Origin of the sequence: Streptomyces flaveus, assembly GCF_014647675.1 — a bacterium.
GTDB lineage: Bacteria > Actinomycetota > Actinomycetes > Streptomycetales > Streptomycetaceae > Streptomyces > Streptomyces flaveus.
In genome coordinates this window covers 80,156-89,960 of the sequence record NZ_BMPQ01000034.1, presented here as the reverse complement: position 1 = coordinate 89,960, position 9,805 = coordinate 80,156, and the positions used below count along the sequence as shown (strand labels likewise).

At 69.7% G+C, this 9,805-nt stretch carries 10 protein-coding genes; 6 read left to right on the top strand and 4 right to left on the bottom strand.

Annotation, left to right across the window (positions count from 1 at the left end; genetic code table 11):
- Positions 1–292, bottom strand: a 292-nt coding sequence (locus IEZ21_RS39640) for an SCO4983 family protein (protein ID WP_189326665.1), incomplete at its 3' end; no start/stop codon positions are given.
- 99 nt (positions 293–391) lie between these two features.
- Positions 392–1,603 (bottom strand): pyridoxal phosphate-dependent aminotransferase, encoded by a 1,212-nt coding sequence (locus tag IEZ21_RS39635; RefSeq protein WP_189326664.1) that lies wholly within the window; start codon positions 1,601–1,603, stop codon positions 392–394.
- Between the two features lie 200 nt (positions 1,604–1,803).
- Between IEZ21_RS39635 and IEZ21_RS39630 the strand changes: the two genes are divergently transcribed.
- Both IEZ21_RS39630 and IEZ21_RS39625 read left to right on the top strand, forming a co-directional pair.
- On the top strand, positions 1,804–2,448 hold the full coding sequence (locus tag IEZ21_RS39630) for a hypothetical protein (protein ID WP_189326663.1): 645 nt from the start codon (positions 1,804–1,806) through the stop codon (positions 2,446–2,448).
- Positions 2,449–2,603: 155 nt separating this feature from the next.
- Positions 2,604–3,551 carry a S1 family peptidase gene (locus IEZ21_RS39625; protein WP_189326662.1) on the top strand — a complete coding sequence of 316 codons (948 nt, stop codon included), beginning with the start codon at positions 2,604–2,606 and terminating at the stop codon, positions 3,549–3,551.
- 18 nt (positions 3,552–3,569) lie between these two features.
- On the opposite strand, the gene IEZ21_RS39620 is transcribed toward IEZ21_RS39625, so the two are convergent.
- Complete coding sequence (locus tag IEZ21_RS39620; protein ID WP_189326661.1) at positions 3,570–5,195, bottom strand: N-acyl-D-amino-acid deacylase family protein; 1,626 nt, start codon at positions 5,193–5,195, stop codon at positions 3,570–3,572.
- Between the two features lie 9 nt (positions 5,196–5,204).
- Positions 5,205–6,551 carry an amino acid deaminase gene (locus IEZ21_RS39615; protein WP_246568641.1) on the bottom strand — a complete coding sequence of 449 codons (1,347 nt, stop codon included), beginning with the start codon at positions 6,549–6,551 and terminating at the stop codon, positions 5,205–5,207.
- A 192-nt stretch (positions 6,552–6,743) separates the two neighbouring features.
- Here IEZ21_RS39615 and IEZ21_RS39610 point away from each other — a divergent pair, with 192 nt between their 5' ends.
- From IEZ21_RS39610 to IEZ21_RS39595, 4 genes are all read left to right on the top strand, one after another.
- A complete protein-coding gene (locus IEZ21_RS39610) occupies positions 6,744–7,769 on the top strand; it encodes a sugar kinase (protein WP_189326659.1) in 1,026 nt (341 codons plus the stop codon).
- Complete coding sequence (locus IEZ21_RS39605; protein ID WP_189326658.1) at positions 7,766–8,557, top strand: IclR family transcriptional regulator; 792 nt, start codon at positions 7,766–7,768, stop codon at positions 8,555–8,557. Before IEZ21_RS39610 ends, IEZ21_RS39605 begins: the two co-directional genes overlap by 4 nt.
- Positions 8,554–8,976 (top strand): RidA family protein, encoded by a 423-nt coding sequence (locus IEZ21_RS39600; RefSeq protein WP_189326657.1) that lies wholly within the window; start codon positions 8,554–8,556, stop codon positions 8,974–8,976. Before IEZ21_RS39605 ends, IEZ21_RS39600 begins: the two co-directional genes overlap by 4 nt.
- A gap of 148 nt (positions 8,977–9,124) precedes the next feature.
- The gene (locus tag IEZ21_RS39595; protein WP_189326656.1) at positions 9,125–9,739 is read left to right on the top strand and encodes a hypothetical protein; all 615 of its coding nucleotides are present in this window, start codon (positions 9,125–9,127) and stop codon (positions 9,737–9,739) included.
- The last annotated feature ends 66 nt before the right edge of the window (positions 9,740–9,805 follow it).

Genomic DNA, 9,805 nt, shown 5'->3' with positions numbered 1-9,805 from the left:
CAAGGGCATGCGCGCGCTCGTGGAGCGCGACGAGCCGCGGCTCGGGCAGGCCTGCCGGCGTGCGGACCGGCGGCCGCCCGCCCCGCAGGCGCGAAACCTGCCGAGCCAACCGCTCCGCGGCCACGTCAAGCTCGCCGGACGGCGAGAGGCCGCGCAGCTCATCCGTCACCGCCAGCAACGCCGCGAGATGACCGGCGAGCTGGATGTCCAGCTCTTCCTCCCGCGACCGGTGCGGAAAGTCGGCGCTGCCGACCGGCGTGTGGACCGACTTGGTGCGGATCGGTTCGTACATGGGGACGGCCTCCTGCTGCTCTGACAGGAAGCCATCCTAGCTTGGATTCTGTCTAAAGTTGAGCCGGTTCGCAGAAGAGGACCAGAGGGTTACGCAGCGTCACGGCTGGCTGTAGCCGTCCAGGAAGTTCCCGATCCGCGTCACCGCGTCCGTCAGATCCCGCTCCGTGGGCAGCGTGACGACGCGGAAGTGGTCGGCTTCCGGCCAGTTGAATCCGGAACCCTGCACCACCATGATCTTCTCGGCCCGCAGCAGATCGAGCACCATCTGCCGGTCGTCCTTGATCTTGAACACCTTCGGATCGAGCCGCGGGAAGAGGTACAGCGCCCCCTTCGGCTTCACGCACGTCACGCCCGGAATCTGCGTGAGCAGCTCGTGTGCCACATCCCGCTGCTCCCGCAGTCGCCCGCCGGGCAGCACCAGGTCGTTGATGGTCTGCCGGCCGCTCAGCGCGGCGACCACACCGTGCTGACCGGGCATGTTCGCGCACAGCCGCATGTTCGCCAGGATCGTCAGGCCTTCGATGTACGAGTCGGCGTGCGCCCGCGGCCCGGAGATCGACATCCACCCCACCCGGTACCCCGCCACGCGGTACGCCTTCGACATCCCGTTGAAGGTGAGCGTCAGCAGATCCGGGGCGATCTTGGCGGTCGCGGTGTGCGTGGCGTCGTCGTACAGGATCTTGTCGTAGATCTCGTCGGAGCAGACGAGCAGATTGTGCCGGCGCGCGATGTCCGTAAGGCCGCGCAACATCGCCTCGTCGTACACCGCTCCCGTCGGGTTGTTCGGGTTGATGATCACGAGCGCCTTGGTCCGGTCGGTGACCTTGCGCTCGATGTCGGCGAGGTCCGGCATCCAGTCGGACTGCTCGTCACAGCGGTAGTGCACGGCCGTACCGCCGGACAGGGACACCGCGGCCGTCCACAGCGGGTAGTCGGGTGCCGGTACGAGGACCTCGTCGCCGTCGTCGAGCAGGCCCTGCATCGCCATCACGATCAGCTCGGAGACGCCGTTGCCGATGAAGACGTGCTCGACGTCCGTCTCGATGCCGAGGGTCTGGTTGTGCATGACGACTGCGCGGCGCGCGGCCAGCAGGCCCTTCGCGTCGCCGTAGCCGTGCGCCGAGGAGACGTTGCGGAGGATGTCCTCCAGGATCTCGGGCGGGCACTCGAAGCCGAATGCCGCCGGGTTCCCGGTGTTCAGCTTCAGGATGCGGTGACCTGCCGCTTCCAGGCGCATCGCCTCCTCGAGAACCGGGCCCCGGATCTCGTAACAGACGTTTGCGAGCTTGGTCGACTGGATCACCTGCATGTCCGCGAGCTTACGGCCGCGTAACGCTTCGTGGGGCGTGTTTTCCACCACGCGAGACGTGGTGCTTTGGGTGTATATCTTCCTCAGTTACACCACAGGCCCCTCTTTTCTCTACAATCCCCCATCATGTTCCGGACACAGAGCGCGGCAGAAGTACGCACGACGCCTATGCCGCGAATAAGTCAGCCGGTGCGTACGACATGAACGACGCATACCGGGAGAACGTCGAAGGCCAAGGCGCGCCGCCTGTGTACCACCCGTACGGCGACACGGCTCCGCCGTACGACGAGTACGCGGACCCGGCGGTCGCGCACGGGTGGCAGAACGCGTACGACAACACGCTCCGCATCGAGCCCACGAAGGACGTGGAGGATGCGGGGGATGCGGATCTCCCCGATGACGTAGGGCGTCACGAGCGGCTGATGCGTCGCCGCCGGGTCCGGATGAAGAGGCGCGTAGCCGTGGCCGCCGGTGTGGCCGGCATCGGGATCTTCGCCGTCGTGATCTCCGGACTCTTCGGTTCCGAGTCCTCCGAGAAGGAGGACCAGGAGGCGCCGAAGGCCCAGCAGTCCTCCTCGGCCACGGACGAACCGGGCTCGACCGCCCCGTTGGCCGACGACCCGTCAGGGGCGACATCCAAGGCCTCGGACGGGTCGTCGTCCGAGGCGCCGGACAAGGTCTCGGTGAGCCCTTCACCGAGCGACTCCCGTTCCGCTGGATCCGGTGATGCCGGCGGACCCATCACAGGGACACCCTCGATTACGGCCACCGCCCCAACGGGCGAGCCGGAAAAGGGGAATGGCAACCCCGGTCGGGGGCAGGGAGCCACCAAGCGCCCCAAGTAGCGGCAACCGCCAGGCCGTACGGCGTGAACCAACCCCAACCGGCGGCCTGATACAACTCCTTGCTCACACGCCCCTTTACGATCACAATGCGCATGACAATGCAGTGGGCGACCGGAAATTCTCCGGTCGCCCAAGTCGTAAGAGGGGACCCCCACATGAGAAAACCTCTCGTCGCCGCGCTCAGCGCCCTGGCGCTCGCCGGGCTCGGCGCGGTACCCGCCGGTGCGGCAACCGGCGCCGCGACCGAGCCCACGGCATCGGCCTCGACCGCGGGCAAGGGCGTGGACACGGACACGCTCACATCGGTGGCCCATGACGCGGTCACGTCCACCACGGCGAACCTGTCCCGGGTCACCGCGCCGAAGGCCCAGGCCGTGGACTTCGCCGGCACGGTCTCGCTCAGCAACTGTTCCGGCTCCGTCGTGCGCATGCCCGACTCGGAGGCGGACGACCCCGCCCTGGTGATGTCCAACGGCCACTGCCTGGAGGCCGGCTTCCCGGAGCCCGGCGAGGTCATCGTCGACCAGCCGTCCAGCCGCACCTTCGGGCTGCTCAACTCGGCTGGTACGCGCGTAGCGACGCTCCGGGCCGACAAGATCGCGTACGCCACGATGACGGACACCGACGTCTCGCTGTACCAGCTGACCAGCACGTACCAGCAGATACAGGACTCGTACGACATCCAGGCCCTGGAGCTCAACTCCGCGCGCCCCACCGCCGGAACTGCCATCAGCGTCGTCTCCGGCTACTGGAAGCGGATCTACAACTGCAGCGTCGACGGCTTCGCGTACCGCCTGCGTGAGGGCGCCTGGACCTGGAAGGACTCGGTCCGCTACACCTCCGCCTGCGACACCATCGGCGGTACGTCCGGTTCGCCCGTGGTCGACGACGCCACCGGCAAGGTCGTCGCCGTCAACAACACCGGCAACGAGGACGGCGCCCGCTGCACCGACAACAACCCCTGTGAGGTCGACGAGAGCGGCAACATCACCGTCCGCGAGGGCATCAACTACGGGCAGCAGACGTACCAGATCGTCCCCTGCGTCGGGCTCGACAACAAGATCGACCTGAGCCGCCCCGGGTGCACCCTGCCCAAGCCGTAGCTTCTGGAAGGCGGGCGGTCATGTGGCAGTACGGCGGACCGCCCGCCCCGCCAGTACGTCAGTGCGCCGGCCGTCCTCGATGGCGAAACGGCCGTCGACCAGGACGTACGGAATGCCGACGGGGAGCGTGCGCGGCTCCTCGAACGTCGCGCCCGCGGCGACCGTGGCCGGGTCGAAGAGGACCAGGTCGGCCCGGTACCCCTCACGCACCAGGCCGCGGTCCGGCAGCCTCAGCCGGGCCGCCGGGCGCGAGGTGAGATGCGCGACGCACTCCTCCAGGCCGAGGACGCCCAACTCCCGTACGTACCGGCCGAGGTACTGCGGAAACGTCCCGTACGCGCGCGGATGCGGCTTGTCGCCCTGGAGGATGCCGTCCGAGCCGCCGGTGTGGACGGGATGGCGCATGATCTGCCGGACGTTCTCCTCGTGGCCGACGTGCATCAGGATCGTGGAGCCGAGCCCGTCGTCGAGGAGCAGGCGGCGGGCGGTCGTCCAGGGCGTCTCGCCGCGCTCGTCGGCCGACTGCTGGACCGTACGGCCGACATGGTCCCCCAAGGCCGGGTTCGTCACGCCCGAGATCTCGATGGTGTCCCACTCGATGGGGACGCCATGGCAGCCGTCCGCGCCCACGACCTCCATGTGGTGGCGGATCCGTTCGGCGGTGTCCTCGTCCTTCAGCCGGGCGAGGGTCGACTCCGGGCCGCCCTCGTTCGCCCAACTGGGCAGCATCGCCGCGAGAGTTGTACTGCCGGGGGTGTAGGGGTACGTGTCGAGGCTGATGTCCGCCCCCGAGGCGAGTGCCTCGTCGAGGAGCGCCAGCAGCTCCGGGGCCTTCCCCTTGTTCACGCCGAAGTTCATGGTGGCGTGGGCGAGATGGAGGGAGCAGTTCGCGGTGCGCGTCAGCTCCACCATCTCCTTGTACGCGTCCAGGGCGCCCGCTCCGTACGAGCGGTGGTGCGGGCAGTAGTAGCCGCCGTACTCGGCCACCACCCGGCACAGTTCGGTGAGTTCGGCGTCTTTGGCGTACATGCCGGGGGTGTACGTCAGCCCGGACGACAGTCCGACCGCGCCCTCGCGCAGCCCTTCGGCAACCAACTGCCGCATCCTGTCCAGCTCTTGGGGCGTAGCCTCGCGGTCGTCCCAGCCGACGGCCAGCATGCGGACGGTGCCCTGGGGGATGAGGTACGCCGCGTTCACCGCGATGCCCTCGCCGCCGAAGCCGTGGTCCAGGCGGCCCAGATACTCGCCCACGGAACGCCAGGTGAAGTCGATGTCGTCGCCGTGTCCGTTCCAGCCGGTGATCGCGCGGCGCACCTCGGCGAGCGTACGGTCGTCGACCGGTGCGTACGACAGCCCGTCCTGGCCGATGACTTCGAGGGTCACCCCCTGCGCGACCTTCGCACTGTGGTCCGGGTCCCGGAGCAGGGCGAGGTCGCTGTGGGCGTGCATGTCGACGAAGCCGGGGGAGAGGACGAGGCCTTCGGCGTCCAACTCCCGCATGGCCATGGGGCGTTGACAACCCGCCGCAGCCGCCTCCTGCACGATCGAGACGATCCTGCCCCCGTCCACGACCACATCGGCGCGGTACGAGGGCGCGCCGGAGCCGTCGACGACGTCCGCGTCCCGGATGACGAGGTTCTCCACGCGAGCCTCCTAGAAGTACGTGCGGATGTAGTCGACGACCGTGCCGTCCGCCTCCGCCAGCGGGATCAGCTGCCACTTGTCGAAGGACGTGCAGGGGTGGGACAGGCCCAGACCGACCCAGTCGCCCACGCGCAGGTCCACTTCCGGCGTCGTACGGAGCCAGCCGTGCTGGTCGGAGAGTCCGGTGACCGTGATGCCGGTTGCCGGACGCTCCTCGGCGCCGGAGCGGACCACCTGGGCGAAGGGGAGGTCCAGGTCGTACGCCGCGTCCCGCTTGCCCGCGTTGACGAAGGCCTGCTCGGGGGAGGGACGGGAGACGACCTGCGCCCAGAGGCGGAAGGCGGGGTGGAGGGCGCCCTCCTCGGGCACGCGGTTGAAGGGGGTGATCCGGCGGTAGTGGCCGTCGTCGTGCGAGACGTACGCGCCGGAGCGCAGCAACTTCAGTACGGGGAGGGAGAGTTCGGGGATCCCGGCGAAGACGTCGGCCACCGCGTCGAACCAGGCGCTGCCGCCCGCGCTGACCACGATCTCGTCCAGGCCCACTCCGGCGAAGCGGCCCGCCTTGTCGAAGTCGGCGGCGAGTGCGGTGAGGCGGCGGAGCCACGCGTGTACGCGCTCCGGGTTCGCGTCCGGCACCTCGCCCTCGTAACCCGCCACGCCCACAAGGCGCAGCGTGTCCGCCGCGGCCACCGCGTCCGCGACCGCCGCGCACTCCGCCTCCGTACGGACGCCGGTGCGGGCGCCGTCGCCCGCGGCCAGCTCGACGACGACGTCCACGGGGCGGGTGGGTCCGCTTCGGGAGCGTGCGGATTCGCTTCGGGGTGCGCGCAGCGCGGCGTCCATCAGCTCGACGCCGCGCACGGAGTCGACGTAGCAGATGAAGCGGAAGGCGGGGTCGGCGGCGAGCTGCGAGGCGACCCACTTCAGCGCGGGCTGGTCCACCAACTCGTTGGCCAGGAAGACGCGTTGGGTGCCGAAGGCGCGGGCCACCCGCACCTGGTGCGGTACGGCGAGGGTGATGCCCCACGCCCCGTACTCGATCTGGCGGTGGAAGAGCTGGGGTGCCATCGAGGTCTTGCCGTGCGGGGCGAAGGCGAGGCCGTGGCGGGTCGCGTACGTCTCCATGAGCTGGAGGTTGTGTTCCAGGCGCTCGGCGGAGAGGGCGAGGACGGGGGTGGTGAAGCCGGCGGTGAAGAGGTTGCGGCGCTGGGCGGTCAGCTCGCCGACCGTCAGGCCGTCGGCGTCGGGAGGGAGGCCCTTGAAGCGGTGGTCGACGCGTTCCTCGGCGAGCGCGGCGAGATGTTCTGCACTTTCTGCACGCGCTGCGGCGGTGTCGGCGGCTGACTCGGCGGCCATGGAGCCTCCCTGTTCCTGAGGTGTTGCGCTGTACGCAACGCTCATTGCGCATGGCGCTCACTGCTGTCTAACATCTCGCCCAACGCCGGGTCAACGGAGCCGCTGCGACCCGCGAACCGACGAGGAGCCTCCGCCATCGTTACCCGCACCGGACCCGCTCGTCCCGAAGCCGCCGAGGACACCGTGGATCCCGTGGACGTCGTCACGCTCGGCGAGTCCATGGTCACGTTCCTGCCCTCCCGGCCGGGGCGTCTCGCCGACGTGCCGTCCTTCGACCGGGGCATCGGCGGTGCGGAGTCCAACGTGGCGTGTGGGTTGGCTGCCGCCGGGCACTCCGTGAAATGGGTCAGCCGGGTGGGCGCCGACGGCTTCGGCGACCACCTGGTGGAGACGATCGCGTCGTACGGCGTCGACACCTCCGCCGTACGACGCGATCCGGTGCGCCCCACTGGCATCTACTTCCGTACGGCGGGAGAGCGGGCCACCGACGCCCACGAGGTGGCGTACTACCGGACGGGCTCCGCTGCCTCCACGATGGCGACGGACACGGTGGATCTGGACGTGCTCCGCTCGGGCCGCGTCCTCCACCTCTCCGGGATCACGGCCGCCCTGTCCGGCGACTGCCTCGGCCTGTTGCGCGAGCTGACCGCGCGCCGACCGGGACGCCCCCTGGTCTCCTTCGACGTCAACCACAGGCCGGGCCTGTGGCGTGACACGGAAGGGCCGCGCGTCCTGCTGGACCTGGCGCGCGCCGCCGACATCGTGTTCGTCGGGGACGACGAGGCACGGGACGCGTGGGGGCTGCACGGGGCCGCGGCAGTCCGGGAGGCGCTGCCCGAACCGGCCCTGCTGGTCGTCAAGCAGGGCGAGAGAGGAGCGACCGTCTTCGACAAGAACACCGGCGGCATGGGCGAGGACGCCGCGGACACCGCCACCTTCGTAGGGGCCCTCCACGTCGACGTCATCGCCCACGTAGGCGCCGGCGACGCCTTCGCCGCCGGATTCCTGTCCGCGACCCTTCGCGGGCTCCCCGTGCGGGACCGCATCCGGCACGGTCATCTCATGGCCGCCGCCGCGCTCACCGTGCCCGGCGATCTCGCGGCGCCTCCCGCCCGCGAGCACGCCGACCGGCTGGTCGCGCTGGACGACGGAGCGTGGGGGACACTTCGACTCGGACCCGGGTGGACGCGGGCCAACGAGGAGGTACGTACCGCATGAGCCAGACCGTCGATCGCGCCCTGAGCATCCTGCCGCTCCTCGCCGAGGGCCCCGCCGACCTCGGCCAGGTCGCCGAACGGCTCGGCGTCCACAAGTCCACCGCGCTCCGCCTCCTGCGCACCCTCCACGAGCACGGCCTCGTCTACCGCCAGTCCGACCAGCGCTACCGCCTCGGCGCCCGCCTCTTCGCCCTCGCGCAGGAGGCGGTGGAGAACCTGGACATCCGCGAGATCGCCCACCCCCACCTCGTACGCCTCAACGAACAGTGCGGCCACACGATCCACCTCGCCGTGTACGAGGAGGGCGAGGTCCTCTACATCGACAAAGTCGAGAGCCGCTACCCGGTGCGCATGTACTCCCGTATCGGCAAGCCCGTCGCGATCACCGTCGCCGCCGTCGCCAAGCTGCTCCTCGCCGACCTTCCCGAGTCCGAGCGCCGAGTCCTCGCGGAGAAGCTCGACTACCCGATGTACACGGCCCGTTCGATCCCCAACGCCCCCGCTTTCCTCAAGGAGTTGGCGACCGTACGCGAACAGGGCTGGGCCACCGACCTAGGCGGCCACGAGGAGTCCATCAACTGCGTCGGAGCCCCCATCCGCGGCACCGACGGCCGCGTCGTCGCCGCCATGTCGGTCTCCGCCCCGAACGTCGTCGTCACCGCCGACGAACTCCTTACGCTGCTCCCGCTGGTCCGCCGCACGGCGGACGCCATCACCCGGGAGTACTCAGGCAGCAACGTCCCAGTCAGTACTCCAGCCAACACCCCAGCCGAGGAAGGAAGTTCATGACCGAGAAGACCGAGAAGGTCGCGCTCACGCCCAAGACCCACACCACCCCGCCCGCCAAGTTCTCGCACGGAGTCAAGAAGGGCAACATCCTCCAGGTCGCCGGCCAGGTCGGCTTCCTGCCCGCCGTGGAGGGGCAGCCACCCACGCCCGCCGGCCCGACCCTGCGCGAACAGACCCTCCAGACCCTCGCCAACGTCAAGTCGGTCCTCGAGGAGGGCGGCGCGACCTGGGACGACGCGTTGATGATCCGCGTCTACCTGACGGACGTCGACCACTTCGGTGAGTTCAACGGGATTTACGACCAGTACTTCGAGGAGCAGGGCCTCACCGCGCCGCCGTCAGCCCGCACGACGGTTTACGTGGGCCTGCCGGCGGGTCTCTTGATCGAGATCGACGCGCTGGCAGTACTGGACAGCTGAGGCCGCTTCCCCGCGCCCTCAAGGGGGCGCGGGGCCGCAGTGGTGCCGAGCGTGTTCGTACAGCGGCCGCCCGGACCTTGGCATCACTCAGGTGACGAGTGACGCCCCGGCCCCCCACGCCACAGCTTCATCGGCCATACTGCCCACCGTGGAGCAGCGCATAGGACCCAGCATCCAGCCCCTGCAAGGCGCGGCAGCCGACCCGGCGTTCGTCCCCGGCATCACGGGCCCGCGCCCTGCCGATCCCAAGGACCCGAAGGACGCCAAGGACCCGGTCGAGGAGACCGCGGCAGCCGAAGAGGCCGCCTCCGAGGAGACGGAGACGGCCGCCGAGCACGCGGCCGACGCCTTCGACAAGGACGTCCCGGCAAAGTCCGACGAGGCGGATCCTTCGGACGAGGCGAAGGAGACCGCCGAGTCGGAGTCGGAGGAGCCGGAGGAGGCAGCCGAGGCGGAGTCGGACGACTCGGAGGAGCCCTCCGCCGACGGCCCCGTCTTCGAGGCCTCCGACTACCGCGCGAAGATCACCGCCGACCACCGAGGCGTACGACTGCGCCTGGACGACCACGAGGCCGAGTTCCGCTGGGACGAGATCGGCGCGGTCGAGTCGGAGACCTCGCGCTTCGGCCGCTGGTACACCATCACGGTGCACACCCCCGAACGCCGCTGGTACCCGGTCGAACTCCGCATCCCGTCCCGCGCCAAGGTCAAGGAGTGGGAGACGGAGCTGGACGAGGTCCTGGACGCGTACTTCCAGGAGTGACCGCGTACTTCATGAGTGCATGAGTGAGGGTGCGCCCCGGGCCGAGCCGGGGCGCACTCTCACGCA

What these genes read in the sequence shown, in the direction of transcription:
- IEZ21_RS39635 (WP_189326664.1), bottom strand. Translation starts at nt 1,603, where the DNA reads ATGCAGGTGATCCAGTCGACCAAGCTCGCAAACGTCTGTTACGAGATC.
- IEZ21_RS39630 (WP_189326663.1), top strand. Translation starts at nt 1,804, where the DNA reads ATGAACGACGCATACCGGGAGAACGTCGAAGGCCAAGGCGCGCCGCCT.
- IEZ21_RS39625 (WP_189326662.1), top strand. Translation starts at nt 2,604, where the DNA reads ATGAGAAAACCTCTCGTCGCCGCGCTCAGCGCCCTGGCGCTCGCCGGG.
- IEZ21_RS39615 (WP_246568641.1), bottom strand. Translation starts at nt 6,551, where the DNA reads ATGGCCGCCGAGTCAGCCGCCGACACCGCCGCAGCGCGTGCAGAAAGT.
- IEZ21_RS39605 (WP_189326658.1), top strand. Translation starts at nt 7,766, where the DNA reads ATGAGCCAGACCGTCGATCGCGCCCTGAGCATCCTGCCGCTCCTCGCC.
- IEZ21_RS39600 (WP_189326657.1), top strand. Translation starts at nt 8,554, where the DNA reads ATGACCGAGAAGACCGAGAAGGTCGCGCTCACGCCCAAGACCCACACC.